Below are 22,528 nucleotides of genomic sequence, written 5' to 3'. Positions count from 1 at the left end.
GCCGAGCCTAGCCCTTTTGAAGCGCAGTTTCAATCATTTTCAGGAGCTTCGCCGGCAGGCGTGGAGAGCACGGCAGGAACGTGGAGGCGGGCCACGAAATGCACGAAAAGAATTCGCTTTTTTCGTGCATTTCGTGGCTGATTCAAACCGAGGGCTACTTGAGCGGCACGATGTGCACCGTGCCGTCTCCGTACTTCTTGGCCAGTCCGTCGATCGTACGGCCGCCGAACCTGGCCGCCATGGCATCGATGGTCGGCTGGTTCGGCAGCAGTTTGTCCGCTCCGGCCCGGCATTCTTCGATATTGCCGGCCACCATGATGATCAACTTATCCGGCTGCAGCCATTTCTGCGCCACGCGCTTGATGTCTGCAAGCGTCACCTTCTCATACTTGGCCACATAGGTGTCGTAGTAATCCATCGGCTGGCCGTTATATTCCAGAGACGCAAAATTCTGCAGAATGGCGCTGCGCGAGGAGAATCTCGACGGGAAGGAGTTCAACCGCGCCGTTTTGGCAAAGCTGAGGTCCTTTTCACTCACCTGGCCTGCCCGCACTCCCTCGATGAGGTCCATCATCAGCTGAGCGGCGAAAACGACCGTCGAGTTCTTGGTCTGGCAGAAGGCCATGAATGATCCGGGATACAGCACTCCTCCCGGAAAGCTCGACATGGCCGTGTAGGCTAGCCCGTTGTCGGTGCGCACCACTTTTGTAATACGCGAGGAGAATGAGCCGCCCCCCAGGGTATAGTTCATCAGGTCGACTGCCGGATAGTCCGGATCGTTCTGCGTGATCCCCAGGTGGCCGATCTGGATAATACCCTGGTTGGGGATCACCTCGGGCTGGACCATGTAAACGCCCGCCTTTGCTACCTGTTGCACCTTGGGGATCGGCGGCACCGCCTTTTCTGCCGTGCGCCACTTCCCCAGCGTGGCCTCCAGCTTCTGCAGCATCTCAGCCTCTTTGAAGTCGCCGGTAACCACCAGAATGGCATTGTTGGCGCCCCAATATTTCTTGTGCCATGCAATCAGGTCGTCGCGCGTTATGCTGTTGACGCCGGCCTCGGTCCTCTCGGCGGTGATCGGCGAGTCTTCCCCGTAGATGAGCTGGCTGAAGGCCCGGCTGCCGACCTGCGAGACGTTCTTGTTGCGGTTCCGGATTGAAGGCAGCGCCAAGTCCTTCTCGCGCCGGAGCTTATCCGCCGGGAAAGCGGGATTGGTCAGGAGATCCATCCAGATCTTGAGCCCCTCGTCGAGGTGCCGCATATGGATGGACAGGCCGTTTGGTGAAACGGACCCGGCTAGAAAATCCATGCGCTCATTGATTTGCTCACCCGTCATGGTAGTGGTGCCGCCCGAGCGCATGACAATGGAAGTGAAGCTGGCCACTCCCAATTTGTCCTTAGGCTCGAGAAATGGTCCGGTCTTGACCATCATGGACGCATTGAACCATGGGATGTCGTGATCTTCAGCGATGTAAACCACGAGGCCGTTCGAGAGCGTCCTCCGATAGTCGGCAGCCTTGGGGGGCTTAAAGTTGAGCGGCTGATATTTTAACCGCTCCGGGCGTGGTCCCTGGGGCACCACTGCGGTCTTCGCGGGCGTCTGCACGCCTTTGGCCGGCGTCTGCGCGCCTTGGGGCGCCTGTGCGATTGCGGCGGTTACTACCGCGAGCACAAGCAGGGCCGGAATCAGCGATGAAGTGTAGATTCGTCTGAGCATCGTCATATCCTTTCCGGAAAGTGCGGCGCCGCCGCTACTTTTCCCGCTCCAGCACGCCGGTGACGCTGTTTTCCCGGGTGAGGTATTTTTTGGCAACCCGCATCAGATCCGCCGGTGTCACGGCCATGCGTTGGTTGAACTGCTCCTCGATAAATTGCCACCGGTAAATGATTTCCATTCTCTCCAGTGATCCGGCGATGTTGGTACCTGCCAGGCCGCGGAGATAGGAGGCCTCCCACGAGTTTTTCACCCGCTGGAGCACCAGGTCATCGCACGGCGTCACCTTGGCATCCTCGATGTAATTCCATAGCTCCTTCTCGAGCTGGTCCATTGGGATGACCGGCTCGTTCTTGATCTCCTTGGCCTGCGCCTGCAGCCGGAAACTGCCGCTGTATTCCGAGGTGGATGCCGCAGCCATTACAGCGGTGGCGTGCTCGTTCTTCAGCACCATGTCCAGATACATTTTGCCGGTGCGCGCGCTCATCACCTGGCCCAACATCGACAGAACCGCCACGTCGTCGTGCCAGACCGGTGGGATGTGAAACATGATCGTGACGTACGGGTTGGTGGCGGCTTTGCCAATGACGCGCTTCTCAATATAGGGTACCTTGAAATCCGGGCCATTGACCTTGCGGTAGTATTCGGGTGAGGGCTCTTCGGTGCGCACGCGCGGCGCCGTGCCAGGAGGGTTCTTGATCGAGCCGAAGTATTTGGTGATCAGCGCCATCGTCGGCTCAACGTCGATATCGCCCGCCAGCACCAGCACCGCGTTGTCGGGACGGTAAAACTGCGCACGATAGGCCTTCAGCTCATCTTTGGTGATATGACTGAGATCGGACATCCACCCGACTACCGACCATGTGTATGGAGTGGCCGCGTTGAAGGTGGCGTTGAGCTGCTCGTTGAAGAAAAAGCCCGGACTGTTTTCGCTCATCCGGCGCTCTTCGACCAGCACGTCGCGCTCGGAATAGAACTCGCGGAACACGGGATTCACCAACCGGTCCGCCTCCAGCGCCAGGAACAGTTCCACCTTGTTCCTGGGGAGCGTCACATAGTAGTGAGTCATCTCGCTCCCCGTTGAGGCATTGAGGCCGGTGCCTCCCGCCTCCTGGTAGGCGCTCCAGATTTCCTCGCTCGCGATCGTCTCGGCCTTTTCTTTCGTGATCAGGTCGGACACCTGCTTCTTGAGCGCAACGATCTTGGCGTCATCACGCCCTTTGATCTTGGACTCCTCCTTGACGATCTGGGCTTCCAGGGCGTCGATCTGCCGGTTGTATTCATTATCCTTCTCGAACGTGCCCGGCTTGATCCCCATCGTCTGGGTGCCCTTGAACATCATGTGCTCGTGCATGTGCGAGATGCCGGTGATCCCGGGCCGCTCGTTCACTGAACCGACACGGTACGCGAGGTAGCAACTCACCAGGGGCGCAACCGAATCCTTGACCATGAGGACCTTGAGCCCATTGGGCAGCGTACGTTCGATCACCTTGTTCATCAGGCTGGTTTGCTGTGCCGCAAGCGGGGTGAGCCCGAGGCCCAGAACCAGCAAAAGCAAAACAATTGGGGGTGCAAATCGTCGATGTAGCATTTCGAGCTTCTCCTCGGAAACGGATCTATCGGATACCGATCTATAGGAATTAGCGGTCCGAGCCTAGCGCTTTCAGACTGCCCTTTCAATCATTTTCCTGAGACAGCAGCCATTCAGACACCGAGAGCGGAAACCTGCCGCGAAACGTAGACTTGGACTTGGACCCGGACTTTGACGTGGAACTGGAGGATCCTGCATTCCCGTTGTCTCAGGTTTATTCTCCGCGGCTGGGTTGGATTCCCTGAGTCCACGTCAACGTCGAGGTCCAGATCCCAGTCCGTGTGTTCCCCGTGGCAACGCCAACCTCATTACTGTCTGAACGGTAAAAAATCCGCGTCAGTTGTACCTCTTTGGGCCAGAGGTTTGCTATACTTACCGGTTTTGGATTCATGCAGGGGACCAAGGGGAACGGCAACATGTATCAGATCATCAAGCGAGAGCAGTTCGGCCCGGTAACGTTCTTATGGGAGGTCCTGGCACCCGACGTGGCACAGGCCTGCCAGCCGGGGCATTTTGTCATGCTTCGGATCGACGAAACCGGGGAGCGCATCCCGCTTACGGTCGCAGACTTCGACCGCGGACGCGGCACAGTTACGATTGTCGTCCAGGCGGTCGGCAAGACCACCTTCCAGATGATGGCTATGCCGGAGGGCGCGTCGATTCTTGATTTCATTGGCCCGCTGGGTGTGGCATCTCATCTCGAGAAGGTGAGGAAAGCCGTGCTCGTGGGAGGCGGCCTCGGGGTTGCTCCCGTATTCCCGCAATTGCGGCGACATAAGGAACTTGGCTCCTACACAATTTCCGTGATCGGCTTTCGCAGCAAGAACCTCATGTTCTGGGACGACCGCTTCTCGCGGTTTTCGGACGAATTCCGGGTAGCAACCGACGACGGCACATTCGGCACCAAGGGCTTTGTCACCGTCGTACTCGAGCAGGTCCTCAAGGATCATAGTGACATCGAAGAAGTTATTGCCATCGGCCCTCTGCCGATGATGAAGGCTTGCTCCGAGCTCACACGTGCGCGCGGCATCCGCACCATGGTCAGCCTGAACTCGATCATGGTCGACGGCACGGGCATGTGCGGATCGTGCCGCGTCACGGTAGGCGGCAAGGTGCGATTCGCATGCGTCGACGGGCCCGACTTTGACGGGCACGCCGTAGCCTTCGACGAGCTGATGCTGCGCCAGAAGCGTTTTGAATGCGAGGAGCAGGAGTGCCTGAAACGCTACCGCGCCGAAGCGGAGAAACTGGCCAGTTTCGGACAGGGCGGCACGAATCCCGCCATTGTGCAGGCACGCCAGCGCGCTTTCTCCGCAGAAATCCCTGCCGTTCCGACCCCGGTTCCTCCTCCGGAACCGGACGCGCCGCGCGTGGTCAAGAGCATCCGCACCATCGCGCCCAAGCGCACGCCGATGCCCGAGCAGCCCGCTGGGAGGCGCGTGACCAACTTTGATGAAGTCGCACTCGGATACAATCTGGACATGGCTCTTGTCGAGGCCGATCGTTGTCTCCAGTGCAAGAAACCCAAATGCGTTCCCGGTTGCCCGGTCACGATTGACATCCCGGGTTTCATCGCAGCACTTGCCCGCAAGGATCTGCAGGAATCCTATCGCATTCTCAAAGATGCCAACGCCCTCCCGGCCGTGTGCGGGCGGGTCTGCCCCCAGGAAGTCCAGTGCGAGGCAACCTGCGTGGTCGGCAACAAGCTGGAGCCGGTGGCTATCGGCCGGCTGGAGCGTTTCGTTGCTGATTTTGCCGCCGGCCGCGGATGGGACAAGGCTCCTGAAGTGAAACCCACTGGCCTGAGGGCCGCCATCGTCGGCTCCGGGCCCGCCGGCCTCGCTTGTGCAGGAGACCTGATCAAGGCAGGAGTCGATGTGACGGTTTTTGAGGCCCTGCACGTCGCCGGCGGCGTCCTCAAATACGGCATTCCGGAGTTTCGTCTCCCCAATGACACGATCGATATTGAAATCGATGCCCTTGCCAGGAGAGGGGTGAAGTTTGAGCTCGATCGTATCATCGGCAAGGTTTTCACCATACCTCAACTCATGGGCGAGATGGGATTTGACGCCGTCTTCGTCGGCACCGGGGCAGGCAGCCCTAAATTCATGGGCATACCCGGCGAATCATACAACGGCGTTGTATCAGCCAACGAACTCCTGACACGCATCAACCTCATGCAAGGATTCCGGCAGCCGCTTTACGACACGCCGGTGGGCATGGGCAAGCGTGTGGCGGTCATCGGCGCCGGCAACACCGCCATGGACGCGCTGCGCGTGTCGCTGCGCATGGGCGCCGAGCAGGTCTACCTGGTCTACCGGCGCAGCATCAAGGAATCCCCGGCGCGGGCTGAGGAACTCCACCACGCCATCGAAGAAGGGGTGATCTGCAGGTGGCTCACCAACCCCGTGCGCATCCTCGGCAACGATGCCGGCTGGGTGACCGGAATGGAGGTCGTTGAGATGGAGTTGGGTGAACCGGACGATTCAGGCCGCCGGCGCCCGGTCCCGAAGCCCGGCAGTGAGTACATCCTTGACGTCGACATGGTGGTCTGCGCTCTCGGCACCACCGCAAACCCCATCATTGCGCAAAGCACACCCGGCCTCAAGGTGAACCGCTGGGGCTACATTGAAGTCGACGAAGCTACAGGCATGACTTCCGTGCCGGGACTCTTCGCCGGCGGCGACATCGTCACCGGCGCAGCTACCGTGATTCTGGCCATGGGAGCCGGCCGGCGTGCCGCCCGCGGCATGCTTCAGTACCTCGGGTTGCAGCAACCTGCAGCACTGAATGTGCAGGTGGAATCCGAATAGCGACCATTCATGGAGGAATTGTGATGGCTTCAACCTGCCCCAAATGTCATCAGGTCATCGAGGACGACAGTGTCTGCTGCGCCGAGGTGAGGTACACGTGGAAGTGCAAGGCCTGCGGCAAGCTCTCGACCGGTTTCGTCGTACCCTACGGCAGGTGTTTCCTGTGCGGCGGCGAAAACGAAGTGGTCGAAGGATATAAGGGCGCGCATCCGGATCAGGTCGCCATTGTGCGTGAAGCCGTGCAGTACGAGATCGACATGTACCAGTTCTACCGGCTCGCCATGCAGCGGACAGCCAACCAGGAACTGCATGCTATCCTGGACGAGCTCTACCACAAGGAACAAGACCACCTGGATGAACTCGAGGACAAGTACCACATCCACCTCGATCCGCAGCTGCGGGAGCTGCCCGACCGTGCGGAAGCCCTGCTGTCCCAATGGATCTTCAGAGGCATCGATTTTGCCGACGCCGAACGTCATGTTCTCGCGGTTTATGACAAGGCAATCGCCATGGAACGGCGTACGCGTGACCATTTCCAGGCGCGCGCCGATGCCTTTGAACCCGGGCCGCAAAAGGAGATCTACCGGGAACTCGCAGCCGAGGAAGAAGAGCACGTCAGCATCCTGGAGACCGAGCGCGAACAGTTCCTGCGGCCCTGAATCAAGAGCCAACCCGAAAATTCCCACATCCGACCTCCAACCTGAAAACAGTTCGGTGAAATTGGCCCACTTGGTCATGTTCATGCGTCGTTGGGTGCGCCTCGGTGTATGCGAGACTCCTTCGAAAATAATGGTGAAATGCACCAGCTCAACGCAGAGGATGGGGAGTTGAGCAGAGAGCGGGGAGAGTTCGCGTTCGAGGCTGACAGCTCCCGCCTCCTCTGCGTTGAGCCGTTGGGGTCGGAGACAGGCAAAAACCATTGAAACCAAGCCCGGAAGAATCTATCTTTGACAAGGCCCTCCGCGAACGACGGCCTGCACATTTAACACGCAGCAGTATGTGAAAGGAAAGAGAAGATGGCTGACATGGACGGCTCTGCCGCCACGAAAGACTTTTACACCGACATCCCGGCCCGTAGCGAGGCATTTTTTCTCAAGGGCTCAAACTCACTCGATTGGGGAATGCAAAACCGCCTCGCGCGCATTTTCAGCCCTGCCTCGGCTCGTACCGTCATGCTGGCCATTGATCATGGTTACTTCCAGGGACCCACGACCGGCTTGGAACGGGTGGACGTCAGCATCGTGCCGCTGCTGCCTTACACCGACGCACTCATGCTTACGCGCGGCATGCTGCGCTCCACCATCCCTCCCTCCTATACGAATGGCATCGTCTTAAGGGCGACGGGCGGAGCCAGCATCCTGAAGGAGCTGTCGAACGAACAGCTCGCGGTCGACATCGAGGACGCCGTCAGGCTCAATGTTTCGGCGGTGGCCGTGCAGGTGTACATAGGCGGGGAATACGAGACCCAGACCGTGCACAACCTGACACGCATGGTGGATCTTGGAAATCGCCATGGGGTTGCGGTCCTGGGCGTCACCGCGATAGGCAAGGAACTGACGCGTGATGCCAAGTATCTGCGCCTTGCCTGTCGGATCTGCGCCGAGCTTGGAGCTCACTTCGTAAAGACTTACTATTGCGCCGAGGGATTTGAGACCGTCGCCGCCTCCTGCCCGGTTCCGCTGGTCATGGCGGGCGGCAAGAAGCTGCCCGAATTGGAGGCGCTGAAAATGGCCTGCAACGCGATCAACGCGGGAGCGGCGGGTGTCGATATGGGGCGCAACATCTTCCAGTCGGATGCGCCGGCCGCCATGATTCAGGCGGTACGGAAAGTGGTCCATGAGCTCATGAAGCCCGAGCAGGCATATGACCTCTATCAGACGCTGAAGAAACAAAAGCGCTAAGATCGAGAGCCTCGATGGAAAGCAGATGGTCGGACACAAAAGCCGCGGAATATATTGAACGCTATGGGCCCAGGTGGGGCGAGGATCTGGCCCTGCGCACCTATCTGGGAGCGTTGATCGGGGCCGACGATCGTTTAGTCCTTCATGGCGGCGGCAACAACTCGGTAAAAACCTCGCTTACCAACATCCTGGGGGAAAACCGCTCAATCATTTTCGTGAAGGCTTCGGGAATCAACATGGCCGCCATCGAACCCGAAGGCTACACAGCCCTGGACCTCGAACATCTGAAGAGACTGCGCGCGCTGCCGGATCTCACCGATGAGGACATGCGCAACGAGTTCCAAACCCACCTCTGCAACTCGCGTGCATCCGCCCCGTCGATCGAGACACTGGCGCATGCATTTATTCCGAAGAAGTTCATCGATCACACGCATGCCGACGCGATTCTAGCCCTCACCAACCAGCGGGAAGGAGAGAGCCTGGTGCGCGAGGCTTTGGGTCCGGAGGTGTTGATCCTGGACTACATCACCCCGGGTTTCAAGCTCGCGCGAGCCGCCGCCGACGCGTTCGCTGCGAAGCCGCAGAGCAACGCCATGGTGTGGATGTGTCACGGGCTGGTGAGCTGGGGCGACACGGCGCGCGAGTCCTATGAAGCGACCATTTCCCTCATCACCAAGGCGGAAGAGTACCTCACCCGGCATGCGCGTCATCCGCTGGTGGTCCAAGTATCCACACCGCTCGACGTCGCCAGGAAGCGATATGTCGAAATCGCGCCGTCCGTGCGCGGGCTGCTCGCGTTGCCGAGCGGCGATCCGGACCGGCCCTACGCGCGCACCATCCTTCAGCCTCTGATCACACGCCCGGTGCTCGACTTCGTCGACTCGGACCACGGCCGGGAGTTCGCGCTCACACCTCCGCTTACTGCCGATCACCTGATACGGACCAAGGCACTGCCTTTGTGGGTCGATCATCCTGATTACGACCGTATCGAGAACTTGCGGGAGCAGATTGCGACGGGGATTCGTGATTATGCGGCATCCTACGATGCCTACATCGAGCGGCACAGCAGTCAAATGCCCAAGGGGGTAACGCGCCTCGATTCCTTCCCCCGCCTGATCCTCATGCCCGGGATCGGAGCGTTCTGCTCAGGCAAGAATGTTTACGCCTCCGGCATCGTGCGGGACATCGCCGAGCATACGCTGTCGGTCAAAGCGCAGATCGCCGCCATGGGAACTTACCTCGGGAGTGATGAGAGCGACCTGTTCCACATGGAGTACCGCCCCCTTCAGCATGCCAAGCTCACGGCGGAACCAGAACTCCCCCTGGGCCGTCATGTGGCGCTGGTCACGGGTGCCGCAGGCGCGATCGGATCCGGCATCTGCCAGGCGCTCCTCGAACAGGGGTGCAATGTGGCAGCCACGGACCTTGCAGTCGAAAACCTTACGTCCCTCACCAACGAGCTGAGCCCCGCCTTCGGCCCCCACATCATCGGGGTGCCGCTCGACGTGACCGATCCACAGTCTGTGGCACAGGCGTTTGACGTCATCAGCAGCACCTGGGGCGGCGTGGACCTCGTGGTGGTGAGTGCAGGTGTGGCATTGGTCTCCTCGCTCGAGGAGATGGACTTGGAGGCGTTTCGCCGGCTGGAGCGGGTCAACACGGAGGGCACACTCCTGGTCCTGCGAGCGGCCGGACGCCACTTCCGGACGCAGGGCACGGGCGGCGACATCGTTCTTATTTCGACCAAGAATGTCTTCGCGCCCGGTGCCAAGTTCGGCGCTTACAGCGCCACCAAATGCGCGGCACATCAGCTTGCGCGCATCGCCAGCCTTGAGTTCGGCGCCATCGATGTGCGCGTCAACATGGTCGCGCCCGACGCCGTTTTTTCCAGCGGAACGCGCAAGTCCGGCTTGTGGGCGGAAGTCGGCCCCGACCGCATGCGCTCCAAGGGCCTCAAAGCCGAAGAACTCGAGGAGCATTACCGCAGCCGCAATATTCTCAAGGCGCGCGTCACCGCGCGGCACGTGGCCAACGCCGTTTTGTTCTTTGCTACACGCCAGACACCTTCAACCGGGGCCACGATACCCGTCGATGGCGGCCTCCCCGATGCAACCCCGCGGTAGCGGGATGCTCCGGCCGTGGAGTGCGCGGCTGGCTGCCGCCTTCATTTTGTGCGCCGGTAATGTAACTCAATTGAGGCTAGGGGGCGGGCGATGAATACCATGAAACAGACGCGCCTATCCGCACTTTCAGCCGGTCTTTGTTTGAGCCTGGCCGTGTTTGCCGTTCGAGCGAATCCGTCGGACTGCACCAGGACATCCGTAGGCCTGATCCCGCTCACCGATCTCGGAGCCGGCTATTATCAGGGAAAACAGGGCGGACTCTATCCGGGAGGAAGCAACATGCGTCCGGCCGCCCATGAGGCGGCGGGGCTTGCCGCCGCACGCGCGCTCCGCCCGCTCGATGCCCGTGGACTGCCCGATGACACCCAGGGCAAGATCGTTTTGATCTCTGTCGGCATGTCCAACACCACCATGGAGTTTTCCACTTTTAAACCCATGGCCGATGCAGATCCAGTCAAGAATCCCAAGCTGGTGATTGTGGACGGCGCTCAGGGCGGGATGACCGCGCGCATTATTTCAGATCTCACAAATCCGAATGGACAGAAATACTGGGCTACCGTCGACGCGCGCCTGGGGGCGGCCGGTGTGACTGCAGCTCAGGTCCAGGCAGCCTGGGTGAAGGAAGCGGATGCACAGCCGACAGGATCTTTCCCCGGTGATGCGCTCGCTTTGAAAAATGAATTTGTCACTATTTCGCAAATCCTGACAGCGCATTTCCCCAATATCCGGCTCGCCTACTGGTCCAGCCGCATCTACGCAGGATATGCCTCGACCGCGCTCAATCCTGAGCCTTACGCCTATCAATCCGGGTTCGCGGTTAAATGGCTGATCGAGGATCAAATCAATGGATCGGCAGCGCTGAACTTCAATGCGGAGGCCGGCCCCGTCAAGTCGCCCTGGCTCGCATGGGGACCCTATTTGTGGGCCGACGGCCTGAATGCCCGTCGCGACGGCCTGATCTACAAGTGCTCGGACCTCTCTTCCAGTGACGGCACTCATCCAGCCTCACCCGGGGCGCGCGAGAAGGTCGCACGGTTGCTGCTCGACTTCCTCAAGAGCGACAGCACTGCGAAACCATGGTTCCTCAGGGACGAGAAGATCGCATCATTTCTGCTGTTTCCGGCGCTCGTCGACAGGGATCGAAGCACCATGGCTCCCGGCAGCAGAGTCTTTACGGGAGTCGCAGTAACAAATCTCGATGCCGTCGACGAGACCCTGACATTTACAGCCTTGGACAAAACCGGCAACCTGATCAACGGCCCGGGCATAGAAAACCCGAAACTGCTGCCGCTGCCAGCCCGAGCCCAGCTCCCGCGGCTGGATTTTCAGATCTTCGGCGATCAGATCGCGACGGAGGATCGAGTGGGCTGGTTTCGGGTCGACAGTACCGGCCCCAACATATCCGGCTTTTTTCTGATTTTCGATGATGCCCTGTCTGTCTTTGACGGCGCGAATGCGGTCCTGCTCGGCACCAGTTCATTCATCCTGCCCGACATTGCCGACAGTGCGGGTTTTGCGATGATCCAGGTCGCCAATGCCGGCAACGATGGCAACATAGTCAGGTTCGAGCTTATCGATTCAGGCGGAATCGCACGCGCTCCCGCTGCGATTCGAATCCTCCAGGGGAGCGGGGCCCTGATCGAGCCCCTGACCAGTCTCTTTCCGGCCGGCATGAGAGACGGAGATTATCTGCGAGCCACTGCAGACCATCCGGTGGTTCCGCTGCTCCTTTGGGGAGGCGCAGGGCGCTATCTGAAGGCAATGGGGGGCCAGGATGCCGGAAGCGGAGCCCCGATACTCTACGCCCCGCAGTATGCCGTGGGCGGCAACTGGCGATCGACACTCTCGGTCGTCAATCTGGACAATCAGCCGGGCACGATAAAATTTGAGTTTACCGACACGGCCGGGAATTCGATTGCGCGCGTGCAATCCATCGTGCCCCATGGAAAACTGTACATCGACGCCCAGAATTTTTTCGTCGATCCGGATGCCGGCCTGCGCGAAGGTTATGTCAGGATATCCAGCAGCGGCGTCAGGCTGGCGGGTGGCGTTTCCTTCGGCGACGCGCAGCAGAGCTGTGCCACGGCACTCCCGCTGATCTCGAAACTTCAGGATGAGGTGGTCTTCAGCCAGTTCACCTCCGACGCCACCTACTACACCGGGATCGCAATCCTCAATCCTGCCGACACGCAGGTCGGCATCACCGTGGAAGTCTACGACAGCCAGGGAGTAAGGCTTGCCGCCAATACAGACGCCCTTGCGGGGAACCGCTCGAAGACCTTGGTGTTAAGCAATCTTCCCGATTTAAAGGGGCTCAACCTGACCTCCGGATACATCAAGGTCAAGGCCGACCAGCCGATCGCGAGTTTTGCCCTGTTTGGTACGCACAACAACTCAGCGCTCTCGGCGATTCCTCCCCAAGCCTTCCGCTGAAGCCAAAATCCCGGAAATCGGTATTGCGCTCGCCTCCACATAAATGGGGGTCGGATATGCAAAAGTCAAAAACTCCCGGCGGATTTTGACTCTCGCAGATCCGACCCCGTAATTCTCAAGTAGCCAGGCGTCCGCTTCGATAATCTTCGAAGGCCCGATATAGTTCCTCCCGGGTGTTCATCACGAAGGGCCCAGCCCTGGCTACCGGTTCACCGATGCGGTTGCCGGCGACGAGCAGGAAGCCGGCTTTCTCCGATGTTGCCCTGATCAGCAATGAATCACCATCTCCCAGAACAATCATGCGGCCCGCTGCCGAATCGGCACCCACGTCGCGAGGCTGTTCTTCCGGACCCAGAGTGATTGCCCCTTCGTACAAATAGCAGAAGCAGTTCATCTCCTGCGGAACTGGATGCGAAAAGGTGTGGTCCCGTGAAAGATCGACATCGAAGTAGAGCACCGGGAAGCGGGACTGGGCGGGCCCGTTGCTGCCATGGAAATCGCCCGCAATCACCTTCACTCGCGCTCCCTGCCACTCAATGACGGGGATGCGTGAAGCCGGGATGTCCTGATAGTGCGGTTCGATCATTTTCAGCCTCGAGGGCAGGTTGATCCACAGCTGATACCCCCAAACCGAACCGTCACTGATTTCAGGCATCTCACTGTGAATAATCCCCCTGCCGGCGGTCATCCACTGGACCGACCCGGGATTAAGCAGTTCCATCCGGGCGTTGCAGGCATTGAATTTACAGGACTTATTAGCGCAGGGTGCGGGCGTTTTCCGGCAAAATAGAACGCACCCTGCACCCTGGACGCACCCGAAAGGAGCAGACATGCAACACATCGCTGAAGGCCTTTGGATGGTTGCGAAGCACGTTCTTTCAGACGCGGGAGTGTTATTTTTCTGCGTCACCATGCTTGTGCTGCTGGTGGTGGGAATGATCGACAGGAGGCAGAGGCTCTTCGAGAAACACATCACTGGTATGGCTGTCGCTTTCTGGCTCGCTCTTGGGATCGGGTTTCTTGTCGTCACCGTGCGGGCAATCTTTGGTAGTGGGTCATTTTGGAAAATGAGCGGTCAAGCAGAAAAGAAGATTTGACTTTATGGGTCTGTGTCAGAAAGGTTCCAGGAGTTTTTGCAATAGGTCAAAACCTTGTTAGGTGTGTTCGGTGAATCCAGCAGGCCTTTTTTGATCTTTTTCATGAGGACATTTGAGCAACAGTAATGGGCCTTAACATTCGGGTTTCTGTCGTGGATTTCTCTTTCAATAATCTTCGTGTCAAGAATCTGAGCGTCGGCGTACATGACCACAGAATCGTGCTTGATGTAGGGGTGATCGCTAGGCTTCAAAATAACTGTCGTATCGGAATGCGTTCGGCGCGTTGTAATGGTGACCATAACGGCAGTTCCGTTATCTTGGGAAGGATCTGTGATGATGATCCACAAATGGAGAAGGCTTAGTGTCGACCCCGTCATTTCAATGGTGTCGCCACATTTAAGCATCGAATCTTCAATGAGAGCAAATAATGTCGTGAAGGGCGGAGAGAGAATCCAATTCCTCTTTAATCTCCAAGACTTGAGAATCTGTCTTTTTTCCCGCTCTTAGGATCTCAGCATAGGTAATAGGAATAGCACTACCCTCTGGATCTTGCCATTCTGGCAGGCTGTGAACGAATTTAACCAAGTCCCATGGAGTCTTCGATTGATGCTCCATGAAAACTGCTTGGATGAGGCCTTCTTCTGCTCTTGACAGTTCGCTTGTACCAGGATTCCTCAAGAGCATTATAGAATAATTCCTTGGTGCGGATACGTGTCTTGCCCAAAAACTATCTGTGCCTGGTTCCCTTTTTTCGTTTATGAGATCGAGGGTTTTGCTCAGAACTGGCCCCTTGTCCATGGAAACGTAACAATCGGTGGTGACGGGCCGTCCCCAAGTCAATAATGCTGTGCGGTCAACAAGATAGAGGATTTTTATCAGAGACATATAGTTCATTTTTCCCTGATTAAGCTTCAGCAAACGGGCCGCAGCCTGCGTCAATTTTGCCTCATTGAATGGAAGTCTCATCGCCTTATTTTACGGCAAATCGACGCCTTGCAATGAGTTTTTTTAAGTTTTAAAAAGTTGTCCTTGATTTTTTCCTTTTTCGGCGTGACACTTGGAGCATGCTAAAGCGCTCAAGAAGGTCCATCGACATCAACCGCATGGCCGCATCCATCGTCAAGGATGCGACCGAAGAAGTCAAACCCGCGCCGGAAGAGACTGGCAAGAATCCTGCTGCCGTTGCCTTGGGCCGCCTAGGAGGGCTGAAGGGCGGGAAGGCTAGGGCTGCAAAGCTATCTGCCAGGAAGCGGAAAGAGATCGCTAAGAAGGCGGCAGAAGCAAGATGGAAAGAAGCCAGAAAAAAGACGTAAATCAGTCTACGGTCTCTTTATTTCATCTCTGATTCGTCCAACATCAAACGACGCCCAACTTGCCGTTGCAAGGTCTACGCCAATGGGAGGGAATCCAGCTTGTACTATTTTTAACCCCTTCTGCACGATAAACTCCACTGCTGGCACCAAATCACTATCAGAGGAGGCTATCACCGCGATGTCGTAGGCGTTTTCCCAAGCCAGACGAATTAGATCGGTTGCGATTAAAGTATCGACACCCTTCTCGACCGTGGCAGCAATGCTAACGTTGCAGTGAGGACAATCGGCTATCTCCTTATAACAACTCGGACATCTAGGAAGGGATTTTGGTTTTCTAACCAAACATCTGACATTGATCCCTGGCTGACGATCCAACCAGGTTGTTGCCCAATTGTTAAACTTCCGTCCTTCGTCAGTTTGCTGGTTGTAAGAGGCATAGATAATAACGCCATCGAAGGTGTAGCTAGGGCATCCAACGACTTCTGCGGCCTTTTTGGCTAGCCAAGGACCTAGCCCTCTCCAATCAACCTTAAATCGGCCATCGGCGTCTTTGTGGTTTAGGGAGAGCTGGAAATTCCAGTAGTCGACAAAAACTCTTATGCGCATAAGAACCCAGTCGCCGAACGAGGGGCCATAAAAAATACAGGGGGTATCGCTGGAATTAGCGCACCCCCTGGGGATTCAATAATCAACAGGCATTTCCTCTTCCCATGCAGAGAAGAGTCCCGTTGATGGGCTTCAATGACATTATTCTCATCGGATCGAACCCCCGCGTCAAGCAGGATTTTTTTCTATAAAACGGTCATCGCAGAATAACTCGCTCACATTTTTATTCAGTCTATTCTTGACACTCACAGAATAACTCTTCATAATGCCCTTACGTGGAGGCCAAACTGATATGCCCAGAACGGCGAGTAGTGCTCCTCCGACCATAGACTTAAAAGATGCCATCGCTCTGGCAAAGCTCATTTACGATAAGTCTGGAGGATCTATTCATCCAGATGATCTTGCTTCCTCTATGGGTACGACTGTCAAAAGTAGCGGATTTCAGATGAAACTCGTTGCTATGAGAGGCTTCGGACTAATTCGCACAGACAAGAGATCTGTCACTCTAACCGCTTCCGGCCAGGCCATTGTTGCGCCTTCGTCCGACGAAGAACATCGCGAGATGGTCCTTACCGCCTTCAATGCAATTCCACTCTACAGGGCGCTACACGAAAAGTACCGTGGAGGCTATCTGCCCGAGGACACGTTTTTTGCGAATACATTGCAACGGGACTATAAAATCTCTTCCGAACATCGAGAAAAATGGGTAGAATCCTTCAAGCAATCTGGAAGGATGGCCGGGATTCTGAAAGACGAAGGCGGCAAGATTCGAGTACTTCAGATGCCCTCTTCCAGTTTGAATGGAGGGGTCCAAATGCCATTGCCAAGAGAGTCTGATACTCCCCCCGTCGATAGTCCTAACGCTATCGGCCCATTAGCATCTCACGTTGTACCGAAGGCTATGCCGTATCTCGTTGATAGCTTTCCGGTTATTCTAGATGGAACAAGATCGGTAATGGTACCCCTGGAGTTTGACCGTGAAGATCTTGATTATTTAAATGGGATTTTAGAATTATACGTAAAACGTAGGGAAAGCAAGAAGAGCTAAAAAGCAAAAGGCCGTGCTGAAACACGGCCCGGGTGAAACCAAATGTTCTTGGCGAACTTATATGGCTTCGTGTGCATTCTAGCACGCCCGCCACCATTGTCAAGCTAAATCTTGAGTCTAAACGAGTTGGGGATAGGTATCGATCAACCTATCCCCTTTTGCGGGCGTAGTTTAACAGGCAAAACGCGTGGCTTTCCATCCCGACATTGCCGGTTCGAGTCCGACCGCCCGCTCCAAGACTCTAGGTATTATCGGCTAAAGAATTGAAAAAAATCAATCCCCGCATGTCGATTTATGTTGACAATGCTTGAGCGGTCAAGCATAATATCACCATGAACAAACTAAGTGTAGACGAAAAAACACAGATCATTTCGGCCTTGGTAGAAGGCAATTCCATCCGCGCAACCTGCCGCATGACAGGCCACAGCAAGGGCGCAGTCCTGAAGCTCCTGGCCGAAGTCGGCGCAGCATGCCTTGATTTCCATGACCGCAAGGTGCGCGATGTGCGCTCCCAACGCGTGCAATGCGATGAGATTTGGTCCTTCTGCCGAGCCAAGGAAAAGAACGTGCCAGAGTACGCCAAGGGCGTTTTTGGGTGGGGCGATGTCTGGACCTGGACGGCTATCGATGCTGACAGCAAGCTTTGTGTCTCTTGGAACGTCGCCAATCGCAACGCGCAGAGCGCCTATGCTTTCATCCATGACCTTGCTGAAAGGCTACGCAATCGTATCCAGCTCACCACAGATGGCCACAAGGTTTATCTGGATGCCGTTGAGGATGCTTTTGGTGCCGACATCGACTACGCCATGCTTGTGAAGCTTTATGGAACGGTTCAGGAAGAAACGCGCTATAGTCCCGCCGTATGCATCGGAACCAGGGCAACCGCGATCACCGGCAATCCAGATCAGAAGCACATTTCCACAAGCTATGTGGAGCGGCAAAACCTAACCATGCGCATGAACATGCGCCGATTTACGCGACTGACAAATGCCTTTTCCAAGAAGGTCGAGAACCTGATGCACGCGATCAGCCTGCATTTCTTCTATTACAATTTCGTGCGAATCCATCAGACGCTCAGGGTCACGCCTGCGATGGAAGCGGGACTGATCGGCAGTTCTTTGACGGTCCGTGACATCGCGCTTTTGACTGAGCAAAAATCAAAATGACCCACTACCCAATCTTTCAGTGATAGAATAGGCTGTGCCCGGCTAGCCAGCGCAGGCGAACGGCGGCATTCCGAGCCGCCTGCCGGGCATCCCCTTCGGAGTCGCGACGGAGGCGACGCATGGACCGCAAGAAGCGGCGAGATAACCAACACGAGGACAATTCGCCGGAAGGTGCGGTTGGCATTTCTTTCCCGGACAGTTTTGACCCGCTCCCCTATGAATGGCTGATTGAGAACGCCAAATGGATTAAGACCGCGGAAGAGTTTTCAAAACTGTATCTCTATGCACGCGAGCAGCGCGGAATTAGAGCGATTTATCGGATGGAGGACTTGTTTCAGATCATCAAGATTTTCGAACCGGTAGAGATTGAAATTGCGGAAACAGAGGCATGGAAGCCTGACAAGCACCGCGCAGACCCCAAGGAGGTGATTTATCCAGTCCGATCTTATTTCGATGACTGCTGGTGCCACCCGGTCTTGATGACGCTTTTGTTGGTGGGCATGCTGGAAGCACAGTTTTTAATTCCTGACTTACAGCTGTTCGACATCCTTCCGATAAGCCGACTCACACTGGACCGTCTCCGCCTGTATCAGGAAATGCAAATCTTCAGGGGCATACCCAGACCCATCGCAGCGAGGTACGTTTTCCGTCACGTAGTCGGATCGTATGAAGGAATCCAAACCCCGCCCGATGCCTGGAGGCTGACAGCAGCGAGACGGCTGGTAGCAAGAATCCCTTTGAAGCTTGAGAACCCGGAAGCCAGCGCCGCGTTTCGGCGAATGATGGCAGAAGGAGAACTCAACAAAGCACAAGCGCGGCAACTTTTGTTGGCGTCCCTATACAGTCAGCGCGACAAAGAAGCGACACCGGCTCAGAGACGGATTAATAGGACGAGATATCTCAAGACGGCAGATGGTAGAAAGGCCCTTGTTGCCCCGTCAGCGCTTCCCTTGATCGAGTACTGGGAATGGCTCAAAGACAAAACTCAGCAAGATTTTGCCAAAGACGTTTTAGACCTCGCGGGCTGGAGCTACAACGGCGAGGATGCCACGCTGATTCATTTGGAAGATCTACGATTGAATTGTAGAAAAGAGGGCCAGAAGAAGATCGAGGCCGAGCCCTTCGAGGATTATATCAATCCCGAATCCGCAGATGATGCCCTTGAAGGCGGTTCCGGCGGCTACCGAATGGGGTTTCCGTTTATCGAGGCTGTGACGGATACCGACGAAAAAAAGATTCTAGCGGAAAAGATCGACCTCCTGCCCTTGCAAGAGAGACGATATATCCTGAGGCTGTGGAACACCTTGTGGAATGATCCAGGTTTGTCATTTGAAGAAGCCCGCAAGGCCGCCCAGGGGCCCATGCAGATCAATCCCGCCAATGAACGCAAGATACTCTCCCGCATCAGAGGCAAGTCCAAAAAGTAGCTTCATCCGCAAATTTCCCGAAAAAATTTTTACTCCAAACCTTCCAAGCAATTACGCCTGACACCGGCTTTCCAAACCCTCGAAAACTGTCACACCGCTCACCTACAGGGTAAAGGAGAGTGAGGGAAATGATTTACATAGCACTGGTCGAGAGCCGGAAAGGTGGGAAGGATCGCGCAATCCTGACTACGCGCGATCCCCAGTTTCTCAAATTTTTCCTGGAGCGGCTGATTCTGCGGATGCACCCCGGCGAATGGCCCGAGCATCAGCCGTTGCCACGCCGGACTGCCGAGCAGCAGGAGGGGGTCCGTGCATGAGCCCCAAGGGGGAGGCCTACGCATAACAAAAGAGCCCAACCGCGGGAAACGGTAGGGCTCGAAATCTAAACGGGCAGCAACATGAAGATACAGCGAGCAATATCTTGGAGTCAAGGGCCTGGGAATTTTGAACACTTACAGGTAATCGGGCACGCTCTCACGCGCGCAATAAAACGCGCGGAGCGCCGAGGGGATAAGAGAGAAGCCAGCCGCCTCTTTGTGGAAAAAGCTGAGCTCGTCCAACAGCTGAAGTGCTGCAGAATGGAGCGCGCATGAGCACGGCCCAGCCCTTCAATTCCGAAGCGGAACGGACGCGGCTCTGCGCTATTCTGCGCGAGCCTGACTGCCTGGAGAAAGCCGCTTCGATCATCGAACCTGAAGATCTCTCACAAGCGCATGGCATCATTTTTCGTACCGCTCTCAACCTTTTCGAGGCTGAGGGTGTCGTTGATCCCGGAACGGTTGTTGCGGCACTCAGCGCGGCGGGCGAACTCGACAAGGCCGGCGGGGCCGCGTATGTCTGCAGTCTGACCGACAGTGGCGGATGCGGCGCGAACGCGGCGGCGTATGCCGAGACGGTCCGGAAAGTCGCGGATGCGCGAAAGACCCGGGAAGTCATTAAAGCGGCGCTGGCGAAGGCAGCCGATAACGGATCTGATCCGGATGCGGCGAGAGAAAAGCTAATCTGCGACCTGCAGAAAATTCAACGCATCTCGCCCGAGCCCCAGGCGCACAAATTCGAACAGCTCGCAGAAGATCGATACACCCTCAGCCTGCCGCAACTCGGAATCGTTTTTGACGCGGATCGGCTGCGACGCGAGCATAACGAACTAATCGGGGAGTTGTGCGTTCGCTGCAAGCTGCCTGGAGTGCGAACCTATGACGGCGTTGTGTCCGTCGCTGACTTCAATCTGTCTTCAGCCCGAGCCCGTTCGGAGCGCGCCAAGTTGCTGACAGATCGATCCAACACGAAGGAATTGGACTGGTCGGGATACCTCGAAGAACTGTGCCAGCGTGTTTTGGGAGCGGAACGCGCCGGGCAGCCGGCGGTTGACTTGCGCGAATTGGAAAGACCAAACGCGGACGATGCAATCAGCGTTGACGGCCTGGTCCTGCCGCGCCGGCATCCGACCATTGAATTTGGTGACGGAGGCGCAGCCAAATCGTATCACGGGTTGTATACGGCCGGCCGCCTGGTGCAGCAGGGTCTTTCGGTTGCATTTTTCGACTGGGAGTTGGCAGGCGAGGATCACCGCGATCGTCTCGAACGTCTCTTCGGCAAGGCAATGCCGAGGATCTCTTACGCGCGCTGTGAGCGGCCCCTGGTTTACGAAGCTGACCGGCTGCGGCGTATCGTTCGTGATGAGCATATCGATTACGCCCTGTATGATTCCATTGCCTTTGCCTGTGATGGACCTCCGGAAGCCGCAGAGGTAGCCGGCAGGTACTTCCGGGCCGTCCGTCAGATTGGCGTGGGCTCGCTTCATATCGCCCACGTCAGCAAAGCCGATGGAGCCGATCAAAAACCCTTCGGGTCCGTCTTCTGGCACAACGGTGCTCGGTGCACCTACTACGTCAAGCTTGCCGATGCATTACTCGACGGCCAGACGCTATCCGTTGGCTTCTTCAATCGCAAGGCGAACCTGGGGCGTCTCCTTCCACCAATCGGGTTCAAAATCGAGTTCACTTCCGACCGCACTTATTTCACCAGAGAGAATCCCGCCGACACCCCCGACTTGGCAGACAAGATGACGATCCGCGAGCGGATGGCTCACCTGTTGCGCGGCGGCGCCCTACTGGTGGACGACGTGGCGGAAGCGATGGACGTCAAGAAGGACACCATCTACAAGACCGTCCAGAGGCATAACCGCTCATTTACCTTGTTGGAAGGTGGCAAAGTTGCTCTGTTACAACGAGTTGGCTAATTCGATCAGGGAAACTTTCCCGGCTGTGGACACTTTGTGGACACTCTTCGAAAAAGTGTCCACTGGACAAGAGAAATGGCCGGATAACTACCCTACCGGAATGGGGGAAAGTTGCGTTGCTTCAACAAGTTGCTGGCTGAGAACTGTGCCAGTGGACACTCTTCGAAAAAGTGTCCATTGGACAGAGTGTCCACATGGTGTCCACACAGGAATTATAAAGGTAAGTGAAGTGTTGACATCTCAAGTAGATACAAGCGTGGACAGAGTGTCCACAGGCTTGTCCAATAACATCAGTGGACAAGTCCCCCCCTCTTTAGAGGGGGACTGTCCAGTGTCCAGAGAAAGAAAGTGTCCACTATCACGTGATGGTTGGACTGGTAGAGACAAACGCAGGACCGGCGCCTGAATGGTTGAGGAACCATGAGCCCTGAACTATCCGGGAAACTGATTCATGTCGAGGAGGTGGTCGCGCTCCTGATGGGAGATGCCTACCTGCCGAAGCGCTCAGCGGCGAAGTACCTCGGCATGTCTCCCCGGAAGCTGGAGGGTCTCCGCGAAATCGAACGGTATCGCGTTGGCGGAATGCTGTACTTCCGGCGCTCTATCCTCGACAAGTTCATGGAGCGTCACGCTGAAACCAGGGAAGCAACACCGGCGCCGGTTGGCGGTCTTCGTGGGTTGCTCCAGGCGGCGAAAAAGCGGGCTTTGGCAGAGGAAAAGAATACCTAATTCGTGGGTCACAACAGGTAAATGCTTATGACACAAGATGATGAAAGCAGGGACAAACCAGCGGGTGCGCCTGGGGAGCAGAAAGAGGACGAAATTCCTCCTTCAAAGCCCAAAGGCAGGTTCGGCGCCGGTGGTCCGCCCGGGAACCAGAAGGGTCTCAGGCACGGCGCCTACTCTCCTCGCCTGAGTCCCGAGGAGGAAAGGGAGCGCGACCACTTGGAGAACGACCTTATAGCGGACCTGGGTGGTGATGTATCCACGGCTCAGAAGGTCCTCATTCGCCGGATCAGCTTAATTGAAATCCGCCTTCGCCGATGCGAGCGGG

At 56.7% G+C, this 22,528-nt stretch carries 19 protein-coding genes; 14 read left to right on the top strand and 5 right to left on the bottom strand.

Annotated elements, in window-relative coordinates; all coding sequences use genetic code 11:
• Window positions 1-154: 154 nt before the first annotated feature.
• Entirely contained in the window at window positions 155-1,717 is a 1,563-nt protein-coding gene (locus LAP85_19485) for an insulinase family protein (protein ID MBZ5498584.1), read from the bottom strand.
• 34 nt (window positions 1,718-1,751) lie between these two features.
• On the bottom strand, window positions 1,752-3,305 hold the full coding sequence (locus LAP85_19480) for an insulinase family protein (GenBank protein ID MBZ5498583.1): 1,554 nt from the start codon (window positions 3,303-3,305) through the stop codon (window positions 1,752-1,754).
• Between the two features lie 416 nt (window positions 3,306-3,721).
• Here LAP85_19480 and gltA point away from each other — a divergent pair, with 416 nt between their 5' ends.
• From gltA to LAP85_19455, 5 genes are all read left to right on the top strand, one after another.
• Window positions 3,722-6,118 carry an NADPH-dependent glutamate synthase gene (gene gltA / locus LAP85_19475; protein MBZ5498582.1) on the top strand — a complete coding sequence of 799 codons (2,397 nt, stop codon included), beginning with the start codon at window positions 3,722-3,724 and terminating at the stop codon, window positions 6,116-6,118.
• Window positions 6,119-6,141: 23 nt separating this feature from the next.
• Window positions 6,142-6,777, top strand: coding sequence for a hypothetical protein (locus LAP85_19470; GenBank protein ID MBZ5498581.1), 636 nt, complete (start codon window positions 6,142-6,144; stop codon window positions 6,775-6,777).
• 357 nt (window positions 6,778-7,134) lie between these two features.
• Window positions 7,135-8,019, top strand: a complete 885-nt coding sequence (gene lsrF / locus LAP85_19465) for a 3-hydroxy-5-phosphonooxypentane-2,4-dione thiolase (GenBank protein MBZ5498580.1) — start codon at window positions 7,135-7,137, stop codon at window positions 8,017-8,019.
• A 14-nt stretch (window positions 8,020-8,033) separates the two neighbouring features.
• Window positions 8,034-10,142 (top strand): bifunctional aldolase/short-chain dehydrogenase, encoded by a 2,109-nt coding sequence (locus LAP85_19460; protein ID MBZ5498579.1) that lies wholly within the window; start codon window positions 8,034-8,036, stop codon window positions 10,140-10,142.
• Window positions 10,143-10,232: 90 nt separating this feature from the next.
• Complete coding sequence (locus LAP85_19455) at window positions 10,233-12,575, top strand: hypothetical protein (GenBank protein ID MBZ5498578.1); 2,343 nt, start codon at window positions 10,233-10,235, stop codon at window positions 12,573-12,575.
• Window positions 12,576-12,690: 115 nt separating this feature from the next.
• Here the strand turns inward: LAP85_19455 and LAP85_19450 are convergent, their stop codons facing one another.
• The gene (locus LAP85_19450) at window positions 12,691-13,296 is read right to left on the bottom strand and encodes a pirin family protein (protein MBZ5498577.1); all 606 of its coding nucleotides are present in this window, start codon (window positions 13,294-13,296) and stop codon (window positions 12,691-12,693) included.
• A gap of 109 nt (window positions 13,297-13,405) precedes the next feature.
• Between LAP85_19450 and LAP85_19445 the strand changes: the two genes are divergently transcribed.
• Window positions 13,406-13,672 carry a hypothetical protein gene (locus LAP85_19445; protein MBZ5498576.1) on the top strand — a complete coding sequence of 89 codons (267 nt, stop codon included), beginning with the start codon at window positions 13,406-13,408 and terminating at the stop codon, window positions 13,670-13,672.
• A gap of 411 nt (window positions 13,673-14,083) precedes the next feature.
• Here the strand turns inward: LAP85_19445 and LAP85_19440 are convergent, their stop codons facing one another.
• Complete coding sequence (locus LAP85_19440) at window positions 14,084-14,638, bottom strand: SocA family protein (GenBank protein ID MBZ5498575.1); 555 nt, start codon at window positions 14,636-14,638, stop codon at window positions 14,084-14,086.
• A gap of 98 nt (window positions 14,639-14,736) precedes the next feature.
• Between LAP85_19440 and LAP85_19435 the strand changes: the two genes are divergently transcribed.
• Window positions 14,737-14,985 carry a hypothetical protein gene (locus tag LAP85_19435; GenBank protein ID MBZ5498574.1) on the top strand — a complete coding sequence of 83 codons (249 nt, stop codon included), beginning with the start codon at window positions 14,737-14,739 and terminating at the stop codon, window positions 14,983-14,985.
• Window positions 14,986-14,991: 6 nt separating this feature from the next.
• On the opposite strand, the gene LAP85_19430 is transcribed toward LAP85_19435, so the two are convergent.
• Window positions 14,992-15,591, bottom strand: a complete 600-nt coding sequence (locus tag LAP85_19430; GenBank protein MBZ5498573.1) for an NYN domain-containing protein — start codon at window positions 15,589-15,591, stop codon at window positions 14,992-14,994.
• Between the two features lie 292 nt (window positions 15,592-15,883).
• Between LAP85_19430 and LAP85_19425 the strand changes: the two genes are divergently transcribed.
• The 7 genes from LAP85_19425 to LAP85_19395 all read left to right on the top strand — a co-directional run.
• On the top strand, window positions 15,884-16,639 hold the full coding sequence (locus LAP85_19425; protein ID MBZ5498572.1) for a hypothetical protein: 756 nt from the start codon (window positions 15,884-15,886) through the stop codon (window positions 16,637-16,639).
• Between the two features lie 332 nt (window positions 16,640-16,971).
• Window positions 16,972-17,805, top strand: coding sequence for an IS1 family transposase (locus LAP85_19420; protein ID MBZ5498571.1), 834 nt, complete (start codon window positions 16,972-16,974; stop codon window positions 17,803-17,805).
• A gap of 119 nt (window positions 17,806-17,924) precedes the next feature.
• Complete coding sequence (locus tag LAP85_19415; GenBank protein ID MBZ5498570.1) at window positions 17,925-19,232, top strand: hypothetical protein; 1,308 nt, start codon at window positions 17,925-17,927, stop codon at window positions 19,230-19,232.
• A 128-nt stretch (window positions 19,233-19,360) separates the two neighbouring features.
• A complete protein-coding gene (locus LAP85_19410) occupies window positions 19,361-19,549 on the top strand; it encodes a hypothetical protein (GenBank protein MBZ5498569.1) in 189 nt (62 codons plus the stop codon).
• A gap of 272 nt (window positions 19,550-19,821) precedes the next feature.
• Window positions 19,822-21,474: a hypothetical protein gene (locus LAP85_19405; protein ID MBZ5498568.1), complete on the top strand. Its 1,653-nt coding sequence runs from the start codon at window positions 19,822-19,824 to the stop codon at window positions 21,472-21,474.
• 420 nt (window positions 21,475-21,894) lie between these two features.
• Window positions 21,895-22,203, top strand: coding sequence for a helix-turn-helix domain-containing protein (locus LAP85_19400; GenBank protein ID MBZ5498567.1), 309 nt, complete (start codon window positions 21,895-21,897; stop codon window positions 22,201-22,203).
• A gap of 27 nt (window positions 22,204-22,230) precedes the next feature.
• A partial coding sequence (locus LAP85_19395; protein ID MBZ5498566.1) for a hypothetical protein occupies window positions 22,231-22,528 on the top strand: 298 nt, incomplete at its 3' end.

Source organism: Terriglobia bacterium, from assembly GCA_020072565.1.
GTDB lineage: Bacteria > Acidobacteriota > UBA6911 > UBA6911 > UBA6911 > JAFNAG01.
Note: the sequence above shows the minus strand (reverse complement) of the source record. Positions and strands in the feature narration are given on the sequence as shown.